The 19,559-nt window shown below is 71.7% G+C and carries 19 protein-coding genes; 5 read left to right on the top strand and 14 right to left on the bottom strand.

Annotated features, from left to right (window positions below; translation table 11 throughout):
• Positions 1-27 precede the first annotated feature (27 nt).
• Positions 28-1,056 carry a lysostaphin resistance A-like protein gene (locus AC0T5L_RS00695; protein ID WP_476163330.1) on the bottom strand — a complete coding sequence of 343 codons (1,029 nt, stop codon included), beginning with the start codon at positions 1,054-1,056 and terminating at the stop codon, positions 28-30.
• A 419-nt stretch (positions 1,057-1,475) separates the two neighbouring features.
• On the opposite strand from AC0T5L_RS00695, the gene AC0T5L_RS00690 reads away from it, so the two are divergent.
• Positions 1,476-2,615: an Mrp/NBP35 family ATP-binding protein gene (locus AC0T5L_RS00690; RefSeq protein ID WP_476163329.1), complete on the top strand. Its 1,140-nt coding sequence runs from the start codon at positions 1,476-1,478 to the stop codon at positions 2,613-2,615.
• Between the two features lie 115 nt (positions 2,616-2,730).
• Here AC0T5L_RS00690 and AC0T5L_RS00685 read toward each other — a convergent pair whose 3' ends face one another.
• From AC0T5L_RS00685 to sigE, 4 genes are all read right to left on the bottom strand, one after another.
• On the bottom strand, positions 2,731-3,783 hold the full coding sequence (locus tag AC0T5L_RS00685) for a S1C family serine protease (protein WP_476163417.1): 1,053 nt from the start codon (positions 3,781-3,783) through the stop codon (positions 2,731-2,733).
• A 715-nt stretch (positions 3,784-4,498) separates the two neighbouring features.
• Entirely contained in the window at positions 4,499-5,566 is a 1,068-nt protein-coding gene (locus AC0T5L_RS00680) for a transcriptional regulator (RefSeq protein ID WP_476163328.1), read from the bottom strand.
• Positions 5,563-6,249, bottom strand: a complete 687-nt coding sequence (locus AC0T5L_RS00675) for an anti-sigma factor family protein (protein ID WP_476163327.1) — start codon at positions 6,247-6,249, stop codon at positions 5,563-5,565. The genes AC0T5L_RS00680 and AC0T5L_RS00675 overlap by 4 nt, the downstream gene beginning before the upstream one ends.
• Before the next feature lie 2 nt (positions 6,250-6,251).
• The gene (sigE, locus tag AC0T5L_RS00670; protein WP_476163326.1) at positions 6,252-6,866 is read right to left on the bottom strand and encodes an RNA polymerase sigma factor SigE; all 615 of its coding nucleotides are present in this window, start codon (positions 6,864-6,866) and stop codon (positions 6,252-6,254) included.
• A 317-nt stretch (positions 6,867-7,183) separates the two neighbouring features.
• Between sigE and AC0T5L_RS00665 the strand changes: the two genes are divergently transcribed.
• Positions 7,184-7,771 (top strand): O-methyltransferase, encoded by a 588-nt coding sequence (locus AC0T5L_RS00665; protein ID WP_476163325.1) that lies wholly within the window; start codon positions 7,184-7,186, stop codon positions 7,769-7,771.
• 101 nt (positions 7,772-7,872) lie between these two features.
• Here the strand turns inward: AC0T5L_RS00665 and AC0T5L_RS00660 are convergent, their stop codons facing one another.
• From AC0T5L_RS00660 to AC0T5L_RS00630, 7 genes are all read right to left on the bottom strand, one after another.
• Positions 7,873-9,363 (bottom strand): leucyl aminopeptidase, encoded by a 1,491-nt coding sequence (locus tag AC0T5L_RS00660; RefSeq protein WP_476163324.1) that lies wholly within the window; start codon positions 9,361-9,363, stop codon positions 7,873-7,875.
• A 173-nt stretch (positions 9,364-9,536) separates the two neighbouring features.
• Positions 9,537-9,704: a DUF3117 domain-containing protein gene (locus AC0T5L_RS00655; protein ID WP_476163323.1), complete on the bottom strand. Its 168-nt coding sequence runs from the start codon at positions 9,702-9,704 to the stop codon at positions 9,537-9,539.
• A 502-nt stretch (positions 9,705-10,206) separates the two neighbouring features.
• Positions 10,207-10,788: a hypothetical protein gene (locus AC0T5L_RS00650; protein ID WP_476163322.1), complete on the bottom strand. Its 582-nt coding sequence runs from the start codon at positions 10,786-10,788 to the stop codon at positions 10,207-10,209.
• 205 nt (positions 10,789-10,993) lie between these two features.
• Positions 10,994-11,515 (bottom strand): hypothetical protein, encoded by a 522-nt coding sequence (locus tag AC0T5L_RS00645; protein WP_476163321.1) that lies wholly within the window; start codon positions 11,513-11,515, stop codon positions 10,994-10,996.
• A 107-nt stretch (positions 11,516-11,622) separates the two neighbouring features.
• Positions 11,623-12,408 (bottom strand): LOG family protein, encoded by a 786-nt coding sequence (locus AC0T5L_RS00640; RefSeq protein ID WP_476163320.1) that lies wholly within the window; start codon positions 12,406-12,408, stop codon positions 11,623-11,625.
• Between the two features lie 209 nt (positions 12,409-12,617).
• The gene (gene dapE, locus AC0T5L_RS00635) at positions 12,618-13,682 is read right to left on the bottom strand and encodes a succinyl-diaminopimelate desuccinylase (protein WP_476163319.1); all 1,065 of its coding nucleotides are present in this window, start codon (positions 13,680-13,682) and stop codon (positions 12,618-12,620) included.
• A gap of 174 nt (positions 13,683-13,856) precedes the next feature.
• Entirely contained in the window at positions 13,857-14,693 is an 837-nt protein-coding gene (locus AC0T5L_RS00630; protein ID WP_476163318.1) for a 2,3,4,5-tetrahydropyridine-2,6-dicarboxylate N-succinyltransferase, read from the bottom strand.
• Between the two features lie 202 nt (positions 14,694-14,895).
• On the opposite strand from AC0T5L_RS00630, the gene AC0T5L_RS00625 reads away from it, so the two are divergent.
• Complete coding sequence (locus tag AC0T5L_RS00625; RefSeq protein ID WP_476163317.1) at positions 14,896-15,777, top strand: hypothetical protein; 882 nt, start codon at positions 14,896-14,898, stop codon at positions 15,775-15,777.
• A 100-nt stretch (positions 15,778-15,877) separates the two neighbouring features.
• Here the strand turns inward: AC0T5L_RS00625 and dapC are convergent, their stop codons facing one another.
• Together dapC and fdxA are read right to left on the bottom strand one after the other, a co-directional pair.
• Entirely contained in the window at positions 15,878-16,984 is a 1,107-nt protein-coding gene (dapC, locus tag AC0T5L_RS00620) for a succinyldiaminopimelate transaminase (RefSeq protein WP_476163316.1), read from the bottom strand.
• Positions 16,985-17,152: 168 nt separating this feature from the next.
• Positions 17,153-17,473 carry a ferredoxin gene (fdxA, locus tag AC0T5L_RS00615; RefSeq protein ID WP_476163315.1) on the bottom strand — a complete coding sequence of 107 codons (321 nt, stop codon included), beginning with the start codon at positions 17,471-17,473 and terminating at the stop codon, positions 17,153-17,155.
• 180 nt (positions 17,474-17,653) lie between these two features.
• Here fdxA and AC0T5L_RS00610 point away from each other — a divergent pair, with 180 nt between their 5' ends.
• Together AC0T5L_RS00610 and AC0T5L_RS00605 are read left to right on the top strand one after the other, a co-directional pair.
• Positions 17,654-17,911, top strand: coding sequence for a putative acetyltransferase (locus tag AC0T5L_RS00610; protein ID WP_476163314.1), 258 nt, complete (start codon positions 17,654-17,656; stop codon positions 17,909-17,911).
• Between the two features lie 247 nt (positions 17,912-18,158).
• Positions 18,159-19,520: a hypothetical protein gene (locus AC0T5L_RS00605; RefSeq protein ID WP_476163313.1), complete on the top strand. Its 1,362-nt coding sequence runs from the start codon at positions 18,159-18,161 to the stop codon at positions 19,518-19,520.
• Positions 19,521-19,559: the final 39 nt, after the last annotated feature.

Here is a 19,559-nt window from a genome sequence, read left to right as displayed (position 1 = left end):
GCGGCCGCGTCGGCGGTCGCCCGAGGTCTAGGGACGCCGGCCGGGAGCCGTGGCGGCCACGCTCCTGCGGCGCACCCCGCGACGGCCCGCCAACCACGTCACCATCAGCGCGTACAGCCCCGCCTGGACCACCGTCAGGATCAGGACCAGCGGCGAACCCGCTCCCAGGGGCAGTCCGGAACCGACCACCAGACCCGTACCGATCTGCTCCATGCGCCCCTCGAAGACGCACAGCGTGAACTGCACGAGGCTGTTGACCACGTGCAAGCCGATCGCGGCCTCCAGTCCGCCGGTGTGCCAGGTCAGCCAGGCTGTTCCCAGCCCCATGGCCGCGAGGGCCGCGGTCGTCCAGAGGTCGTCCGGATGCGTGGCCAGGTACAGCGCCGCGTACAGGGTTCCGCTGGCCAGGATCGCCGACCCGGGGGAGCGCAGCACCCGTGACACCGCCGACCCGCCGCCCCGCTCACCGGGTCGTGCGCCGATCGCGCCCACCATCTGCATGAGCAGGCCGCGCATGGTGAGCTCCTCGGCCGCCGACTGGAACGGCACCAGCAGCAGGACGACCACCATCGCCGCGGCGAACACCTCGGTCCCGCCCGCCGCCTCACGGATCACCGGGTCCGGCTGGAGGATCCCCGCCAGGGGCAGGAACGCCACGGCGCACAGAGCGACCGGGAAGACGGCCACCACCGTGCAGCGGACCAGCCAGTCCCAGCGCAGGCGGCCCTCCACCGACAGCAGGGAACCGACCCGGCGCCACTGCACCACGCGTACGAGGAAGAGGACGATGGGGATGAACAGTGCCGATGACAACAGGCCGAAGGCCAGTTCGGCGATCTCGCTGATGGTGACCGATTCCGGTGCCAGGCCGCTGCCGCCGGTAATCGCCACGATCGTTACCGACAGGAGGATCGCCATCCACAGGAAGAACACCAGGACCGCGAAGACGGCCAGGGTCAGCGGCACGGACCACCAACGGAAGCGGGAGGTGCGGCCGAGCCTGTGGTAGGGCTCACCCTCGGGGAGCTCCGCGCAGGCGAACTCGCTGGTGCGCACCGGCCTCGGCGGCGGCCAGGCCCACACGGCCGGATCCCCGCTGGCGAGGGGATGGCCCCCCGGCGGCGTCAGACTTCCCCCGCCCGGCGGACCCGCCCAGGTCTGCTCTTGCGTATAGGAACCGGCGGCCCGCCCCTCCGGCCCATCGGGCTCGGCGGGCCAGGACGAACCAGGCGGTGGCGGCACATTTCCCATCGTGCGCTGAGACTACTATCCGGGCATGTATTGCCAGTGTTAAGGCCACGCCGTTATGGCCTGGCCACGGTACGAACAACCCGCTGCGCACAGCGCGGCGCTGAGCGCCCGGCGTCACGCTCCGCCCCCGGAATGCGGGACGCTCCGCCCCCGTTGAACAGAACGGCCCGTTGGAGTGACACCGCAGGCCGTTGATCCCGTTCCGCTGACCTACGATTGAGTACATGTCCTCCACACCATCCACCGAGCAGGTGCAGCAAGCCCTGACCACGGTGCAAGACCCGGAGATTCACCGACCCATCACCGACCTCGGCATGGTCAAGAGTGTCGACGTCGCCGACGACGGTGCCGTACACGTCGGCATCTACCTCACTGTGGCCGGATGCCCGATGAAGGGCCGTATCGAGAAGGACGTGACCGAAGCGGTGACCAAGGTCGCCGGGGTCACCTCAGTGCGCGTCGAGCTCGACGTGATGAGTGAGGAGCAGCGCAAGGAGCTCCAGAGCAAGCTCCGTGGCGGCCAGGCGGAGAAGGAGATCCCCTTCGCCAAGCCGAACTCGCTCACCAGGGTCTTCGCCGTCGCCTCCGGCAAGGGCGGTGTCGGCAAGTCGTCCATCACCGTGAACCTGGCCGCGGCCATGGCCGCCCAGGGCCACAAGGTCGGTGTCGTCGACGCCGACATCTACGGTCACTCGGTACCGCGCATGCTCGGCACGTCGGCCTACCCGACCAAGGTCGAGGACATGATCCTGCCGCCGACCGCGCACGACGTCAAGGTCATCTCGGTCGGCATGTTCACCCAGGGCAACCAGCCTGTGGTCTGGCGCGGCCCGATGCTGCACCGTGCGTTGCAGCAGTTCCTGTCGGACGTGTTCTGGGGTGACCTGGACGTCCTTCTGATGGACCTGCCCCCGGGCACCGGAGACATCGCCATCTCCACCGCGCAGCTGCTCCCGAGCGCCGAGCTGCTCGTGGTGACCACCCCGCAGCAGGCCGCCGCCGAGGTCGCCGAGCGGGCCGGCGCCATCACCGCCCAGACCCACCAGCGGATCACCGGTGTGATCGAGAACATGTCGTACTACCTGCCGCCGGGCGGCGGGGAGCCGGTGCACCTGTTCGGCGAGGGCGGTGGCCGCACGGTCGCCGACGCCCTCAGCAAGACCCTGGGCACGGACATCCCGCTGCTGGGCCAGGTGCCGCTGGACACCCGCCTGCGCGAGGGCAGCGACGAGGGCAAGCCCCTGGTACTGACCGACCCCGACCTCGAGGCCAGCAAGGTGATCTCCTCGGTCGCCGAGTCTCTGGTCGGCAAACCGCGCGGACTGGCCGGCATGCAGCTGGGCATCTCCCCCGCGGGCCGCTGAGCGCCGGCCTCCCGCCGGACCAGCCCGGCCTCCGGGCAGTACTGGAAGCCATGGACGAGGCCCCCGAGCACCGCTCGGGGGCCTCACCTGTGCGTACGGGGCCGGGGCCGCCCGGTCAGTCCTCGTCGGAGGAGCCCAGTGTGACCGTGACGGTGTCCCGGTCGCCGTCGCGCTCGTACTCGATCTCGGCCTCGTCACCCGGGCTGAGACTGCGCAGCATCGCGAGCAGCTCCTGGCCCGAGTTCACCCGGCGGCCGTCCAGGGAGACGATCACGTCGCCGGACCGAAGGCCCGCCTCGTCGGCCGGACCGCCGCTCTCCACCGCGCCCGAGCCCTCGGCGATGACCGCGCCCGCGATCGGGCTGTCCAGGTCGATGTCGGCCCCGATGTCGGCGTAGCTGGTCGTACCGTCCTCGATGAGCCGCTCCACGACCCGTTTGACCTCGCTCGAGGGGATCGCGAAGCCCAGGCCGATGTTGCCCGAGGGCTCGCCCATGTAGCCCATGGTCACGATCATCGAGTTGACCCCGATGACCCGGCCCTGGAGATCCACCAACGGACCGCCGGAGTTGCCCGGATTGATGGCGGCGTCGGTCTGCAACGCGTAGAAGCGGCTGGCGTTCTCGCCCTCCCCCGAGGAGACCGGGCGGTTGACGGCGCTGATGATGCCTTGTGTGACGGTTGTGGCGAGGCCCAGGGGTGCCCCGATGGCGATCGCCTCGTCCCCGACGATGACTTCCTCGGAATCGCCGAACTCCAGCGGTTCGACGTCGATCGGGTCGTCAAGCGACAGCACCGCGAGATCGGAACTGGGGTCGGCGCCGACCACGGAGGCGTCGGAACGGCTGCCGTCGCTGTACTCCACGATGATGCCGTCCGACTCCAGTTCGGACGAGACGTGGTCGTTGGTCACCACGTAGTCGCCCTCGATGACGAACCCGGACCCGCCGCCCTGGACGCGGGGGTCGGCGCTCTGGATCGCCACCACGCTCGGGCTGACCCGCTGGGCCACACCCGCGATGCTCTCCGGGTCGCGCTTGGGTGCCTCGGGCGGCGGCTCGTTCATGACCGGGCCCTCCTCCGGCACCTCCTCGGCGGTGCCCGGACCGCTGAGGAAGGTGCCGGCGACACCGCCCGCGCCACCGGCGATGAGCGCGACGACGAGCATGCCGGTCAGCGCCATCCACGCCGGGACGCCGCGCCTCCGGGACACGGCGGGCTGGGGCTGCTGGGGCTGGATTGCGGGGTTGCCGGGGGCGGGGAACCCCTGCTGGAAGGACGCTGCGTGCTCACCGGGGCCCGCGGGGGCGTGGTAGGCGCCTGGAGCGCTCCGGCCGGCGGTGGGCGGCGCCTGACCGCTGGGACCGGTGTGCTGGGCGGGCTGCGCGGGCGGGACGGAGCCCGTGGGCGTGCCGGGACCAGCGGTGCCGGAGGGTCCCCCGCCCGGGGGGTGGGCCTGGTGCGTCCGTGGAGCACCGGGCTGCTGCTCCGGGTGCGGGGGGTGGTTCATGGGGGTTCCACTGCCGGGAGGCGGGGTGTGGGGGATCTGTGCGCCGGGGGTTCCCTGACCGGACGGCGGAACCGGGCCCGGGTGTCCGCCGGTGGGGGACGCGGGAGCGGACTCCGGGGTCGCGGAGGGGGGAGGCGGGGCCCCGGAGCCCTGGGGTGATGGTGTGTCGGCCCGCCCGGGCCGCGGGAGGTGTTCCGCAGGCGCCTGACCCGGCGCGCACGCCCCGTCCGGCGCAGCGCTTTCAGGGGGTGTTCCACCGTCCGGTGGGGCCGCCCGGCCGGGCTCTCCCCCGTGCTCCGGACGGCCACTTTCCTCGCTCAAGACCTGCTCCGTATGTCGCTTGGCTTCGGTCGACACGCGGCTCGGCAGAGGCCTAGAGGAACCCCAGCCGGGACAGACCGCGCCGCACTCTGGCCCAGAAACCGGAATCCTTGGGATCCGGCAACGCGGTCACGGCCGATGAGGCCAGCCCCGCGGGGGCGTCGGCGAGCACCGTGTAGACGAAGCCGTCCGCCTGCCACATGCTCTGGTACTGACCCGTGTCGCCGCCGAAGATCGTGTCGTGTTGTGTTGTGACGCCGTCTCCCCCCGTCCCGGTTCCGACGTATCCGTTCCGGAGTGTGGGGGAATGCTCGGTATCCAGCTTCCCACGTTGGGTGAAAACCGACACCTGGGACAGACCATCCGAATAAACCGCGTGTACGACGCGGCGTCCGGCGTGCTGGGTGGACCGGGCATCGACCAGTCGCAGGTTCCAGGACAGGTACTCGGGGAGGGGCCAGTCCTGCCCGCGCAGATCCGCGCGTTCGGCCGGGGTCAGGGCGTCCCCCCAAGGCGAGTCGCCCGCCTCACCGTCGGGCCAGTCGCCCTCCCCCAGGACGAGGCCGGTGAGGCGGACGCTGAGCGCGGGTTCTCCGCTGACCTCATAGACCGTTCGGCCCAGGAGCAGCCCGGTGTCGGTGTCCACCCAGAACCGCCCGGCGACGGTGTCGTCGGCGCGCGTGGCCTCCACCACGCGGGTCTCCCGGCCGTCCAGGTCGGCGACCCCCGCGTCCGAGACGGCGTAGGTGTCCTGGAGCATGCTCAGCAGGCGTTCGTCCAACGACTCCAGGGCGGAGGAGGCGCGCACCACGAGGGCGGCCCCCTCATCGCCGACGGAGGACAGGGCCATACCGTCACCGGGCCTGTTCACCACGCGCACGTGGAGCACCCGGCCCTCTCCGCCCTCCGGTCCGGTCATCTCGCGCACGGCGGAGTAGGCGACCTCGTCATCCGCTGCGGCGGCACGGCGCAGCACCGGCATCCCGTCGTCGGCCCCCTCAGCGGGGACCGCGACGGAGTCGGGGCACGCGGCGGCGGTGAGCAGTAGCGCGCACAGCAACGCCACGACGAGGAGTCTGACCGGAGCGGAGTTCGCGGAGGAGTGTCCCCCCGCGCTCACCGGGTGGTTTCGGAGGAGCCGTGCGGGGCGTCGGCGGTCGCGGGCGAGGAGTCGACCACCGGTATGTGACGGCTGGTAACGGCGTGCTCGACCGCGTAGTCGGACAGGCGGGGCTCGACCACCGGTGTCTCCTCGGAGTCGCCTCCGGCGACGAACGCGCTGCCGAGCAGGGCCGTGGCCACGGCGAACCCCGCGACGGCGTAGCGGCCGCCTGGGAGGTCCGAGAACAGGTGGGCGAGGCGGTCACCGCCGAAACGTCGGCGGTCGGACCGCGCCGCCCGGTTCGGCCCGTCCGGGGTCGAACCGCCCGGCACCGCGGGGGGCGCGGGGGGCGCGGCGGGTGCGGCAGCCGGGTGGCTGCCTCCGGGAAGGCCGCCGAGGGGGCGTGAGGAGCCCAGGGGCGGACGGGCCCCGAAGCCCGCACCACCGGCCGGCGGGCCGGAGGGGCCCCGGCCCGAGGGCCCGGGCCCGGGGTCGCGGGACAGGTTGGTGAGCCGTCCCATGAAGTCCATGTCGGGTTCGGGCTCGCCCAGGCCGTTCAGCCGGCGCTTGAGGCGGCGCATCATGTCGGCTTCGAAGCGGCACGGCTCGCACTTGGCCAGGTGGATGAGGGCTCTCTCGTGCTCGGCCGGGCCCAGTTCCCCGTCGACGAGCGCGGAGAGGCGCTCTCCGAGGTGTCCCATACTCACTCCGCCTCCCCGTTGATCACGTTTCCACCGCTGCGCGTCTTGCTCTTGGCGGCCAGGGACCGCCGGTGCTCCAGGGCCCTGCGCAGCTGGGCGCGGCCCCGGTGGATGCGGCTGCGGACGGTGCCGAGCTTGACGTCGAGCGTCGCCGCGATCTCCTCGTAGGAGAGCCCCTCGATGTCACAGAGGACGACGGGAGCGCGGAACTCGGCGGGCAGCGCGTCCAGCGCGGACTGTATGTCGGCGTCGAAGTGCCGGTCGTCGTAGCGCTGGGCGGGAGAGGGCTCGCGGCCCTCCAGGCGGTCGTCGGCGTTGTCGGCCAGGCCCTCGAAGCGGATGCGGGCCTTGCGCCGGGCCATGTCGAGGAAGAGGTTGGTGGTGATGCGGTGCAGCCACCCCTCGAAGGTGCCGGGGGTGTAGTTGGCCAGGGAGCGGAAGACCCGGATGAAGACTTCCTGGGTGAGGTCCTCAGCGTCGTGCTTGTTGCCGGCCAGCCGGTAGGCGAGCCGGTACACACGCGGGGAGTGGGTCCGAACGACCTCGTCCCAGCTCGGGGGTTCCCATGCCTCGAATTCCACGGCAGGGCCGGACTCTGGCACCGCTGCTCCCTTCATCCCGTCGATTCGCCGCCAGGCTGGTCGGGGGGAGTTTGCTTCGTGGCGATCAACGTACGTTCATCCCGGTTCAACGCCGGAGGACGTGAATTAAGTTCCCGCCGCCACGCTCGGAGTTCGGCCCGGAGCAGGCTAGTCTTTTGCCAGGGACATGACCTGGCCGCGACCACCATCCTACGGTGGGTGACCACCTCCTGGTCAGAGCCCCACCAGACATATGACCACCGCAGTGGGAGGCCGTCATCGCCAGCCCGGAGGAGACAGCGGCCCAGATCACCTGGGTCCGCGCCGAACAGGCCCGGTTCGAGCGGAACGCCATGGAGGACGAGCCACTGGCGGACGCCTATGAGACGGGGAGCCGCTCGGCGGCGCCGCCGGTGGACGCCGCGACGGGCACCGCCCTGCGCTTCCTGGCCGCGTCGATCGGCGCGCGGTCCGTGGTGGAGATCGGCACGGGGTGCGGTGCGTCGGGGATCTGGCTGCTGCGGGGCATGGCACCGGACGGGATCCTGACCACGGTGGACACCAACGCCGCCTACCAGGACTACGCGCGCTCGGCGTTCGCCCGTGCGGGTTTCGGGCCCGGACGCGCCCGCTTGATCCGGGGAACCGCTCTGGAGGTGCTGCCGAGGCTGACCGACGGCGGATACGACCTGGTGTTCGTGGACGCCGACACGGTGTCCTATCCGCTGTACCTGGACGAGGCGCTGCGCCTGCTCCGCCCCGGCGGGATGGCGGTGTTCAACGGCGCCATGGTGACCTCCTCAGAGCCCGACGGGCCGCTGCGCGTGCCCGACCCGCGCGAGAGCGCCGTGCGCGAGGTGATCCGCCGGGTGCGCGAGGAGGAGGAGTTCATCCCCATGCTGATGCCCGTCGGCGACGGGCTGCTGGCCGCCATCCGGTGACCTCGCGCCACCCTCTCGGAAGGGACCGGCCGGGGCGGCCGGTCCACACCCGAACCGCTCCGGAGGAACACCCCCGCGCGGGGCGTCGACCTCCGGTCCGACTACCGGTCGGCGAGCCAGCGCAGCAGGGTGCGCGTGGCGAAGGCCGTGCCGCCCTTGGTGAGCAGACCGTCCTCCTTCATCGACCGTCCGGGGCCGGCGATGTCCAGGTGGGCCCAGGGCACGCCGCCGGTGAACTCACGCAGGAACAGGGCCGCGTCGGTGGCGCCGGCCGGGCCGAACTCGGAGCGGGTCCCGATGTTGGCCAGGTCCGCCAGCCGGGACTTGGTCGTCTCGGCGTACTCCTCGGTCAGCGGCATCCGCCACAGGGGCTCGCCGGAGGACTCGCCCGCGCTCTCCAGCCCGGCGGCGAGCGCATCGTCGGTGCTGTAGAGCGCACCGGTTCCGGTACCGAGCGCGACCTTCGCCGCACCGGTCAGGGTGGCGACGTCCACCAGCTCGTCCGGTGCCAGCTCGGCGACCGCGTAACCCATGGCGTCGGCCAGGACCAGGCGGCCCTCGGCGTCGGAGTTGAGCACCTCGACGGTCGTGCCGGGGTAGGTGGTGAGTACGTCGCCGATCCGGGTGGCGTCGCCGGAGAAGGCGTTCTCCGCCAGCGCGAGCAGGCCGGTCACCCGGACCCGGGCGCCCACGGCCGACAGCGCCGAGAGCACTCCGAGCACGATCGCCGAACCGCTCATGTCGGTCTTCATCAGCGACATGTTGTCGTTGGGCTTGAGCGAGAGGCCGCCGGTGTCGAACGTGATGCCCTTGCCGACCAGCACGATGTGCGCTGTGGGGTTCTCGGGGGTGTAGGAGAGCTGGACCAGCCGAGGAGGGCGCGACGATCCCTGGCCGACGCCGAGGATGGCGCCGAAGCCGTCGTTCTCCAGGTCCTTCTCGTCCCAGACCCGTACCCGCAAGCCGGCTTCCCCGGCGACCTCGCGGGCGCGGGCGGCCATCCACTCGGGGTCCTTGGCCAGGGACGGGGTGTTGATGAGGTCGCGGGCCAGGGCGGTCGCCTCGGCCAGCCGGGTCCCGCGGACCAGGGCGTCAGCGAGGCCCTCAGCGCCGTCGCCGACCACGTCGATCACCGAGGCGGGGCGCTTGCCGGCCGGGGTCTCGGCGGTCTTGAGGCTGAAGGTGTAGGAGGCCAGGAGCGCGCCCTCGGCGAAGGCGGTGGCGGCGTCGCCGCCGGTCCCGGGCCAGGCGAAGGCCAAACGCTCGTTTCCCCGGGCGGCCCGGGACAGGGCGGCACCGGCCTTCCGGAGGTCGTCGGGTGAACCCGAACCGACCCCCAGAAGCGCCAGGCGGACCAGGCCCTGGTCCCGGGGCACCGGGAACTGGGCCAGCTCACCGGGTTTCCCGGCGAGCGAGTAGTGCGCGAACAGGTCGGTGAGCGGAGCAGGAAGCACCTGTGTCAGGCCGCTCTCGGCAACCCCTTCGACATCGGTCGGTCCGCCGTTTCCCGAGAGCACGGGAAGGACCAGCAGGTCCGCGGTGGATTCGGCGAGACTCCCCGGCTGGGGGCGGATCTCCGTGGCGAATGGCACAGGTCGCTCACAATCGTTCGCTGTCGTGGGGGTCTACGACCTCGGGGGTCGTCGGGGCGTTCCGGCCCGGTGGGGGAAGAACGTAGTGCGTCCAGGGAGCGTTCTGTGGACGATTTCGCCTACACAGGCGAAGCCGGTTCCCGCGGGTGCGGGAAGGGTCCAAGAAGCACGCCCTAGCCGACGACGCCCTTGAGCGCGTCCCGGAGTTCGGTCGCCTCGTCTCGCGTCAGCTCGACGACCAGGCGTCCGCCGCCCTCCAGCGGGACTCGCATGATGATGCCGCGACCCTCCTTGGTGACCTCCATCGGCCCGTCGCTGGTCCTCGGCTTCATCGCCGCCATGCCATTCCCCTTTCTAGGTGTTCCTCGCGGGTGACCGGGGCCGACCCACAGCACCGGCGCCGATCCGTTCTGGGCCCGTCTCGGCTCCGGAGCCGTAGACCGGCTTCCGTGTGACTCGTGTCCGTGTGGCTTGGGGGACGTGAATCACTCTTCGACCATTATCTCGGAGGTTCGCCCCCGTGTGTGCGCCAGGCGGCAGCCGGACCGTCGCCACGAGCACCCACCAACGAGGAATCGTCGGTCAGTAAGGTTATATCGGTCCTGACCGAAACCCGTTGAAAGCGTGAGGAGCCGAATGAACTCCTGCCCCGGGGCCATGGGTTGAACCACACGGCCCGCGGACACTCTTACAACGGCTCCGAACTGCGGTTTCGTCCTCTGGGAACGCCGGGGACCGCGTTCCGTGGAGGGGCCGGAGGGGTTTTCCGGGGGAGAACACCCACGACGGCCCCGTTCCGCGGCTGACCGGGCCGGTTGCCTCGATTCGGTCCGACTGCTCCGATCAGACCAGGTCACCCGTCGAGCTCATCCGGGTGCCCTCGTCGGTGACCGACGACCACTCCGCCTTCAGGCCGCCGTCCTCGGCGGGCCACACGGTCAGTTCGGCCTCGTCCACGCAGCGCTCCTCGGGGTCGGCGGTCTCGGTGTAAGCGTAGACGCGCCGGTCGTTGTCGCCCGCCGACAGCACGAGCGTCCCGGAGCAGGTGAAGGTCGTCCAGGCGGTGCTACCGCGCTCGGCGCCCTCCTCGATGCGCACCTCGGCGTGCCAGTCGGTGACATGGCTGCCCTCAGTGTCCACCTGAGTCATCTCACCGGCCCACGAGCCGACGAAGTCCTCGGCCGGTGCGGCCGCCTCGTCCGCGCCCTCGTCCGCGGCGTCGGCGAGCAGGGCCCACGCGGTGGCGCCGCCGCCGACCAGCAGAACGGCCAACACGGTCACGGCCAGGACGGTGACCTGGCGGCGGCGCCTGCCGCTGTGCCGTGTGGACCTGGGCGGCGGCCACAGGGACAGCTGTTCAACGGGGGAGGCGGGGGGTTCGCCTCCATCCCCAGCTCCCGACTTCAGTCCGGCTGCTGTGTCCATCCTCGCCATCCTCAACGGTGCTGCACCCGTTCCGGCGGAACGGGGGTACGCAGGTACAGCGACTGAGAATAGAGCACACGAACGCACCGATCCGCCCGGGAAGGGCACCGTGGATGTGATGCGCGACACAGGCGCGAAGAACTCCCAGGTCAGGGCTGAACCACCCCGAAAGGGGTCCGGCAAGCGAAGACGGCCTCGGGCGGGGTCAGCGGTCGTGGCCGCCGCCGGCCGGCGTGCCGTCGGCCTCGCGCGCTCCGTCGTCGTTCCCGGCACCGCCGTCCGCCCCGTTCGGGCTCTCCCCGGCCCGTACCGGGTCGGCCGCCCCGTGGCCCGGGTCCGCCCCCGCGGCCTCCCTCTCGGGGGCGTAGGCGTCGCCAGGCAGGCGTGAGCCGGGCCGGGGGCCGGTCCCCTCCGGAACGTAGGACGGGTCGAGGCGGGACAGGCGCCACTCCAGGTCCCGGATCCGCTCCTCGCGCCCGCGCAGCGTGTCGGTCAGGCGTAGCAGCAACTCGTCCACGGCGCGCACGTTGTAGCCCCACATGGCGAGGGGCAGCATCAGGCGGCCGAGATCGAACGCCTGGACGGGTCGGTCCTCGGGCAGGGCGAGCGGGGGGTAGTCGGCCTCGAAGCGGGCGAGCTGGCCGCCCTTGCCCAGCACGACGTACACGACGCCGACGAGCACAGCCAGCGCGGCAGCGGCAACGAGGACCATGATGAGAACAGGCACGGACACGATCGTGCCACACCCCGTTGGCGGGGAGGGCCGGGCAGGAGGGGCACGGCGGGCTCCGGGGCCGTGACGGCCCGCGCGCGTCGGCCCGCCGTACCGCTCCCCTACTGCTCGGGGCCGGGTCGCTGCTGGGACTCCTCGTGCTGGCGGGCGATGTCCAGGTGGGACTTGCGAATGATGTCGACGACCTCGTCGGGGTCGTCGACGACCTGGACCAACTCCATGTCGTGCGGCTTGATCAGCTCGTTCTCCATCAGGCTGTCCCGCACCCAGTCCCTCAGCCCGCCCCAGAACTCGGTACCGATCAGCACGATGGGGAACCGGGTGACCTTGTTGGTCTGCACGAGGGTGGACGACTCGAACAGCTCGTCCAGTGTGCCGAAGCCCCCGGGCAGCACCACGAAGGCCTGGGAGTACTTCACGAACATCGTCTTGCGAACGAAGAAGTACCGGAAGGTCATGCCCATGTCGATGTAGTCGTTGAGCGACTGCTCGAACGGCAGCTCGATACCGAGCCCGACGGACAGCCCGCCCGCCTTCTGGGCACCCTTGTTCGCGGCCTCCATGATCCCCGGCCCGCCGCCGGTGATGGTGGCGTACCCGGACTCCGCGAGCTTGGCCCCCATCTCGACGCCGAGGTCGTAGTAGCGGTTGCCGGGCCTGATCCTGGCCGACCCGAACACGCTCACCGCCGAGGGCAGCTCCGACAGCAGGCCGAAGCCCTCCACGAACTCCGACTGGATGCGCAGCACGCGCCAGGGGTCGGTGTGCACCCAGTCCGTGGGCCCCCGCTGGTCGAGAAGCCTCTGGTCGGTGGTGGTGTTGGGGATGGACCGGCCCCGGTAGGTGAGAGGGCCCGCCCGTCGTACCTGCTCTTCTTCTTCCGTCATGCCGTAAAGCTATCCGCGTGGAACCAGCTCACACCTGAACCACGCATGACGCGACGATGACCACAAGCGGCCGCTCCGCCCCGACCGCCGACCCCCGACCCCCGGCGCCGGAGCCGAGGCGGGCTGCGCGGAGCGGGTCCGCGCAGGCCGGGACGGACGTGGATCCGGGGGAGGAGGGGACGCGGGAGCGCCCGTGAAAGGCCCGGGACTCAGCGGGTTCCGGTCAGCCAGGCGACCATGCGCTCCTCGGCCTCGTGGATCCTGGCGGTCTCGACGTACTCGTCCTTGGTGTGGGCGAGCATCGGATCGCCGGGACCGTAGTTGACGGCGGGTACGCCCAGCTCGGAGAAGCGGGACACGTCGGTCCAGCCGAGCTTGGCCCGGGCGCTGCCCTCCCCCACCGCGGCGACGAACGCGGCGGCCGACGGGTCGTCCAGTCCGGGGCGCGCGGGGGCGGCGGCGTCCACCACCGTCACCTCGAACCCGTCGAAGAGCTCCCGCAGGTGCGCCTCGGCGCCGGCGACCGACAGGTCGGGGGCGAACCGGTAGTTGACCTTGACCACGCACTCGTCCGGGATGACGTTGCCCGCGACCCCGCCCTCGATGAACACGGCGTTGAGGCCCTCGTGGAAGCGCAGCCCCTCCACCTCGGGCTCGCGGGGGGTGTAGGCGCGCAGGACGTCCAGGACGGCCCCGGCTCCGTGGATCGCGTTCTCGCCCATCCAGGAGCGGGCGCTGTGGGCGCGCCTGCCCCTGGCGGTGACCTCCACACGCATGGTGCCCTGGCACCCGCCCTCGATGACGCCGCCGGTGGGCTCCATGAGGACCGCGAAGTCCCCGGCCAGCCACTCCGGGTGGTGGCGGGCCATGCGGAACAGGCCGTTGCGGGAGGCGTCGACCTCCTCGTTGTCGTAGAAGACGTAGGTGACGTCGTGCACCGGCTCCGCGACCAGGGCGGCCATCCTGAGCTGGACGGCCACACCCGCCTTCATGTCCGAGGTACCGCACCCGTAGAGGCGGCCGTCAGCGGTGTGGGAGGGGACGTTGTCGACGATGGGGACGGTGTCGATGTGCCCGGCGACGACGACGCGGCGGGGACGGCCGAGGTCCGTGCGGGCGATGACGGCGTCGCCGTCGCGTGCGACGGTGAGGTGGGGAAGGTCCGACAGGGCGTTCTCGACCGCGTCGGCGAGGACCTTCTCGTCACCGCTCTCGGAACGGATGTCCACGAGGGAGGCGGTCAGGGACGCCGCGTCCGAGGTCAGGTCCAGCATGTGTCGCCCCGTTTCGGTGAGGTTGGATAGCTGTTCCTACATCTACCGCATCCCGTCCCCCCGCCTATCGCAACCCTGTCCCCGCGCCCCCACCGCACGGCGGAAACGCACCGGGGCGCCCCTTCTCCCGTGTACGGAGGGGACGCCCCGGCGCGGCGGAGGCCGAAAGGACCTCTAGGCGTTGACGCCGTGCTCGCGGAGCAGGTCGTTCAGGGCGAGCTTGTCGTGCTCCTGCCCCTTCTCCAGGCGCTTGAGCACGAGCAGCACCGGCATGCCGAAGTCACCGCCGGGGAAGCTCTTGGTGCGGTTCGCGGTGACGCACACCGACCAGGCCGGGGCCTCGCCGCGCGGGAGCTCCTCGCCGGTCTCGGCGTCGAACACGCGGGTGGAGGAGGTCAGGATGGTGCCCGCGCCGAGCTTGGCGCCGGTGCGCACACGGGCGCCCTCGACGACCATGCTGCGGGACCCGAGGAACGCCTCGTCCTCGATGATCACCGGGGAGGCCTGCGGGGGTTCGAGGACACCGCCGACGCCGACGCCGCCGGACAGGTGGACCCTCTCGCCGACCTGGGCGCAGGAACCGACCGTGGCCCAGGCGTCGACCATGGTGCCGGAGCCGACGTGGGCGCCGATGTTGGTGAAGGACGGCATCAGGACGACGCCGGGGGCGAGGTGGGAGCCCCAGCGGGCGATCGCGCCCGCGACGACGCGGACGCCGTCGAAGCGGGTCTTGAGCGGCATGCGGTCGTGGTAGTAGAAGTCGCCGACCTGCGACTCCTTCATGTCCAGGACCTTGAAGCCGAGGAGGATGGAGCGCTTGGCGCGCTCGTCGACCACGACCTCGTCGGTGGAGGGGTCGACGAAGGCCACACGGGCCTTGCCCTCGTCGATCTGGTCGATCGCGCCGGTGATGGTCTCGCGCGCTTCGGCGTGGTCCGGTGTGAGTTCGGTGCGCCTCTCCCAGAGTTCGTCGATCTGGTCGGGCAGCGGACTGGAGTACGAGCTGGTCATGTGCACCCACGTTAGCCGCTCCCGAGCATGCGGGTGCATCCCCCTCACCGATGTGCCGGTCACCTCCGTTCGAGCGCACCGACGCTTTCCGCGGCGGCGACTACAATTCGGCCGTGGCGCCGCGTGCGCCCCTCGCGCGGCACGGGAGACCCGTCTCCCCGGGCAGCGCGCCCACCCCTGTCGCCGACCCCTTGGTTCGCCTGTGCCCAGTAAGCGCCGGAGATTCTCCGCCTTCGTCAAGATCCTGTTCTCCCTCACCCTCGTGTGCGGCGTCCTCGTCGCCGGGGCGTACTACGTGCTGACCACGTTCGAGCCGCTCGACACGACCCCGCCACCGGAGCCCGGGTGCCGCCTGGAGCTGTCCGACGGCGAGTACCTGGTGGAGGACACACAGGCCGTGAGCGCGGCCGTCGTGGGCGGTGTGGCCTTCAGCCGGGACCTGCCGCCCGAGGCGGTGACCGTCGCCTACGCGACGGTGTGGCAGGAGTCGGCCTTCTACAACGTGGAGTACGGGGACCGGGACTCCCTGGGCCTGTTCCAGCAGCGTCCGTCGCAGGAGTGGGGCGATCCGGAGGAGATCCTCGACCCGGTGTTCTCCAGCCGCGCGTTCTACGACGAGCTGGTGGAGGTGGACGGCTGGGACGCCATCCCGGTGTTCGAGGCGGCCCAGGCGGTGCAGCACAGCGCGGACGGCTACGCCTACGACCAGCACGAGCCCCTGTCCGAGCGGATGGCCGAGGTGTTCACCGGTGCCCGGGGTCCGGCGGTGACCTGCTGGTACGACGCCGAGACCGTGGACTCGCTGCGGACCGGCGACGCGGACGTCGCCGGTGCCGAGGAGGAGATGGCCCGGGTGTTCGGCACCGACCCGGCCGCCCTGCCGGTGGACGAGGACCAGGAGCCGCGGACCGGCGACCTGGGATGGGCGATGGCCCTGTGGGCGGTGGCCCACGCGGAGGAGTACGGGCTGACGTCGGTGGCGTACGGCGACCAGCGGTGGCACGTTTCGGACGGCGCGGACGGCGCCGAGAGCTGGAGCACGACCGAGGACGCCGTCACCGAGGGCCGCGTCGTCATCGAGTAGGCGGGCCCCCGGGGGACGCCGTCCCCGCCGAGAGTGCCCGTCCCGACGCGGTGCCGTGTCCTCGGCGCCGGGCGAGGGTACGCTGTCGGCCCTCCCCGGCTCAGGCCAGGCGCTCGGCGGCGGCCTCCACCCGTTCGTCTGTGGCGGTGAACGCCACGCGCACATGGCCGGCGCCCGCGGGGCCGTAGAAGTCGCCGGGGGCTACCAGCACACCGCGTTCGGCGAGGTGGGCGACCGCGCCCCAGGCGTCGTGGTCGGGGTGGCTCGCCCACAGGTACAGCCCTGCGTCGGAATGCTCGATGCGCCAGCCCGCGCCCTCGAAGGCCTCTCGGAGCCTGGCGCGGCGGTACCGGTAGCGCTCCTTCTGCTCGACGGCGTGAGCGTCGTCGTCCAACGCGGCCCCCATGGCGGCCTGGACGGGCGCCGGGACGATCATCCCGGCGTGCTTGCGCACCGCCAGCAGCTCTTGGACCAGTGCGGGGTCGCCGGCGACGAAGGCCGCGCGGTACCCGGCCAGGTTGGAGCGCTTGGACAGCGAGTGCACGGCCAGCAGGTTCTCGTGGGAGCCACCGCACACGTCCGGGTGCAGGACGGACACCGGCTCGGTGCCGTCCCAGCCCAGGTCGAGGTAGCACTCGTCGGAGGCGACGATCACGCCGCGTTCACGTGCCCACTGGACGACCTTGCGCAGGTGTGGAACGCCCAGCACCCGCCCGGTCGGGTTGCTCGGAGAGTTCACCCACACCAGCCCGACCCGCGCGGGGCCGAGGGCCGCCAGGCCGTCGGAGGCCACCGGGGCCGCCCCCGCGATGCGCGCGCCGATGTCGTAGGTGGGATAGGCCAGCTCGGGGTGGACGACCGTGTCGCCCTCGCCCAGCCCCAGAAGGGTGGGCAGCCAGGCCACGAGCTCCTTGGAGCCCACGGCCGGCAGGACGGCCCCCTCCGCCACGCTCACGCCGTGGCGGCGGTCCAGCCATCCCTCGATGGACGCGCGCAGCCTCGGGGTGCCCCAGGTCTGCGGGTAGCCGGGCGCGTCGGCGGCGTCGGCGACGGCCTTCTGAAGGATGGCGGGCACCGGGTCGACGGGGGTGCCGACGGACAGGTCGGCGATGCCGTCCGGATGCGCGGAGGCCTTCTGCTTGTACGGCGCCAGCCGGTCCCACGGGAAGGTCGGGAGCCGGTCCGCCACGGGTCGCCGCTCGGCCATCGGTGCACACTCCATCCAGTTCGGGTCCGCCCGGAAACCGCGCCGGCCCCGCCACACGGGGCCGACGCGGCGCGTTGCCTCAGGGCCGCGCGTTCGCGCACCCTCTGCGCCATAAGGGTGCGTACCGCTTCGGCGGGGCCGCCGGGACCCGCCCGGCGCACCGCAGAACTACTCGGCCTGCGGCGGCAGCTTGGCCACGATCGGGTGGTCGCGGTCGATCTTGCCCACCTTGGAGGCGCCGCCCGGGGATCCCAGGTCGTCGAAGAAATCGACGTTGGCCTTGTAGTACTCAGACCACTGCTCGGGCAGGTCGTCCTCGTAGTAGATGGCCTCGACCGGGCAGACCGGCTCACACGCACCGCAGTCAACGCACTCGTCCGGGTGGATATAGAGCATGCGGTCGCCCTCGTAGATGCAGTCCACGGGGCACTCGTCAATGCACGCCTTGTCCAGCACATCAACACAGGGCTGCGCGATGACGTAGGTCACGTCGTACTCCTTGTCTCACCCCCGCGTTCCCACGGGGGAGGCGGGACCTTCAGAGTCTCCGGACGGGGTCGGCGTGCGGGCGCCCTGCCCCGTGCCCGGCCTCTGCAAGCGATTGGCACAGATGTCGTACTCCTAGTATGACGGCGAAGAACACCCAGCGCACATTCGGGGGGCATTTCCATGCACATGGGCGGGCGTTTCGTCCACCGGATCTCCTCGGAGGACGTTGATCGGAGAGTCTCCATACGAATCCGCCTCCCCGAGGGCGGGTTCACCGATATCGTCGGTGTCGTGGAGTCCTGGGACGACGGCGTCCTCACCGTACGCCGACGCGACGGCTCCGCGGTGGAGGTCGTGGAGTCGACCATCGTCGCGAGTCGGATCGTTCCCCCCGTCCCCCCGCGTCGTCGCGGCGGGCGCCCTCCGCAGGCGCCCTGACACCCGTGCCGTCCCGGGGCCACGCCAGTGGCGAACCACAGTGCCGTCCGCCCGGCGGACGGTACGCGGCGCGTATGTCGCGCCTGAACAGAGGCATTCTTCACCCCATGCGGGGTAGGACACGCACAGCCCCGGGGGCGGGCCCGATCAGCCCGCCGGGGAACCGACAACGAAGCATCGCGCCCCCCAGCGGGACACCCACGCGGAAGCGGGCGCCCGGTACGCGGGGAGGTGGTGAGCGCCCATCATGCGCGAAGCAGTAGCGTCCGCCCTCGCCGAATTGGCCCGGCGGGACGAGCGGGCGGCCGACATGGCACGGTCGGCGTTGGACACGTTGGCACCGGAACAGAGGATCGAAGGGCTCAACCAGCACACCGTCCAGCGGTTCTGTTGGTTCGAACTACCGGTTCGCTTCCAGGACTCCACCGAGGACCAGCTGTTCGCGGCCCGTTCCCTCGGCAACCTCCTCGCTCTCCTCCAGCTGTACAGGTACGCGCAGATCTGCACGGCCCCGGAGACCGCGACCCTGATCACCGTCTACGCCGAGGACCACACCGCCGGGCTGACCATGTACGAACGGCTCATGTGGGAGTCGGGTGTGGAGCCGCCGGATCTGCCCGAGCTGACCTGGGGGACAGCGGTCGGCGACGCCGAGATCCGGGCCCGCCACGAGGCCGCGTCCGCTCTGGAGCTGGCGATCACGCTGGGAGACGTACGGCCCGGCAAGCGCGGATGGCGGCCCGCGCAGGAGCGGTTCGCCCGGTCGTTCCTCACCCAGCCGGACAACCGGGGGCTGAGCCACCTGGACCGCATACGGGAGGAGCGGGTGCGGGCCTGGCTGAGCTCGTCCGCGTACCCGCACCGGCAGCGCCTGTGGCCGCTGGTGGGCCAGATCATCGCGGGCGCGGACGTGCCGCGCGCCGCGGACGCGGCGATGGCGCCGCTGCAACGGCTGCTGGACCTGGCGGCGGACGGTATCGCGCTCACCCAGATCGGCTACATCTCGCCGAGCGTGGTGCGGCAGATGTGCACGGACTTCGGGTGGCGGACCTCGCCCGAGCCGCCGCGCAGCGAGACCGACGCCACCCAGCTGATCGCCCTGCACCAGGCGCTGCGGGGCATGCGCGCGGTGCGCCGGTCGGGCCGCCGCCTGGTGCTGACCCGGCGCGGCCGGCAGCTGCGGAAGGACCCCGAGGCGCTGTGGCAGGCGGCCACCGAGACTCTGTGCCGTACCGGCGGTCTGGAGCAGGCCGCCGCGGAGACGCTGCTGGGCATGCTGCTGGCACGCACCCCGCAGGGCACGGGGTCGCACGCGCGCCGCGGTGAGTCGGACGTGGAGACGGCCGAGCGGGCGCTGACCGAATCGGGATGGGTTCCGGTGGAACCGCCGGTGGCCGCGGGCAGGCACGCGGCGTCGCACCGGCGGACCGCGGAGACGGCCTCGGACCAGGTGCGCGCTCTGGTGATGGCGGTGGGCTGGCTGATGGAGGCCCTGGGGCTGCTCACCGACGACGACGGTACCGGGCGCCGGGAGCTGACCGCCTCGGGGCGGGCGTTCGCGATCGCCTGTCTGCACCAGTCGGCGGTGGCTCCCCGGGCAGTGGTGTAACCGGGGCCCCGCGGCTCGCGGAAGCCGGGACGCCCTGGT

The sequence above is a fragment of the Nocardiopsis sp. TRM 82005 genome (assembly GCF_056312425.1).
Note: the sequence above shows the minus strand (reverse complement) of the source record. Positions and strands in the feature narration are given on the sequence as shown.

What these genes read in the sequence shown, in the direction of transcription:
- AC0T5L_RS00690 (WP_476163329.1), top strand. Translation starts at nt 1,476, where the DNA reads ATGTCCTCCACACCATCCACCGAGCAGGTGCAGCAAGCCCTGACCACG.
- AC0T5L_RS00685 (WP_476163417.1), bottom strand. Translation starts at nt 3,783, where the DNA reads ATGCTCGTCGTCGCGCTCATCGCCGGTGGCGCGGGCGGTGTCGCCGGC.
- AC0T5L_RS00675 (WP_476163327.1), bottom strand. Translation starts at nt 6,249, where the DNA reads ATGGGACACCTCGGAGAGCGCCTCTCCGCGCTCGTCGACGGGGAACTG.
- sigE (WP_476163326.1), bottom strand. Translation starts at nt 6,866, where the DNA reads ATGAAGGGAGCAGCGGTGCCAGAGTCCGGCCCTGCCGTGGAATTCGAG.
- AC0T5L_RS00665 (WP_476163325.1), top strand. Translation starts at nt 7,184, where the DNA reads ATGGAGGACGAGCCACTGGCGGACGCCTATGAGACGGGGAGCCGCTCG.
- AC0T5L_RS00655 (WP_476163323.1), bottom strand. Translation starts at nt 9,704, where the DNA reads ATGGCGGCGATGAAGCCGAGGACCAGCGACGGGCCGATGGAGGTCACC.
- AC0T5L_RS00650 (WP_476163322.1), bottom strand. Translation starts at nt 10,788, where the DNA reads ATGGACACAGCAGCCGGACTGAAGTCGGGAGCTGGGGATGGAGGCGAA.
- AC0T5L_RS00640 (WP_476163320.1), bottom strand. Translation starts at nt 12,408, where the DNA reads ATGACGGAAGAAGAAGAGCAGGTACGACGGGCGGGCCCTCTCACCTAC.
- dapE (WP_476163319.1), bottom strand. Translation starts at nt 13,682, where the DNA reads ATGCTGGACCTGACCTCGGACGCGGCGTCCCTGACCGCCTCCCTCGTG.
- AC0T5L_RS00630 (WP_476163318.1), bottom strand. Translation starts at nt 14,693, where the DNA reads ATGACCAGCTCGTACTCCAGTCCGCTGCCCGACCAGATCGACGAACTC.
- dapC (WP_476163316.1), bottom strand. Translation starts at nt 16,984, where the DNA reads ATGGCCGAGCGGCGACCCGTGGCGGACCGGCTCCCGACCTTCCCGTGG.
- AC0T5L_RS00610 (WP_476163314.1), top strand. Translation starts at nt 17,654, where the DNA reads ATGCACATGGGCGGGCGTTTCGTCCACCGGATCTCCTCGGAGGACGTT.
- AC0T5L_RS00605 (WP_476163313.1), top strand. Translation starts at nt 18,159, where the DNA reads ATGCGCGAAGCAGTAGCGTCCGCCCTCGCCGAATTGGCCCGGCGGGAC.